Below are 410 nucleotides of genomic sequence, written 5' to 3'. Positions count from 1 at the left end.
GGCCACGAGCAAGGCGACGCAGTTTGCCCTGCTTGGCCAGGCGCGAAAGCGCCTGATCGACTGCCGCGCGGTTGGCCACATCGAGGAAATCACTAGGTGTGAAGACGCGGCCGCGGCCGCCGGCGCGGACGCGCTTCATGATCCGATCCGGAACCGACGCTGTGTTCGTTTTCATGCGTCAGAAAATAGGCATGTTTTTTCTGACATTCAAGCCCCACTCAACTCGCAATCCTTCGAGACTGGATCCGGCCCTGTCTGCGACCTCACACGCGTTGTGTGTTAGGAGTTTGTAATCAGCTTGTCTGGCCCCTCGCCCCCTTGAAAAAGACGCTGACCCCGTAAAGCCGAGATTCGTAACCAGGTCGGAGACAGCCAGTCCCGGCTCGTTATGCCGGCGGACTATCCACCGT

General features: G+C 59.5%; 1 protein-coding gene. It reads right to left on the bottom strand.

Translation table 11 applies throughout. The features are described 5' to 3' along the window. The coding region (locus EOA60_RS39575) for a DUF6088 family protein (RefSeq protein WP_245502738.1) at window positions 1-139 on the bottom strand (139 nt) is incomplete at its 3' end. Window positions 140-410: the final 271 nt, after the last annotated feature.

This window comes from Mesorhizobium sp. M1A.F.Ca.IN.020.06.1.1 (assembly GCF_004023265.1).
Taxonomy (GTDB): Bacteria; Pseudomonadota; Alphaproteobacteria; order Rhizobiales; family Rhizobiaceae; genus Mesorhizobium.
Note: the sequence above shows the minus strand (reverse complement) of the source record. Positions and strands in the feature narration are given on the sequence as shown.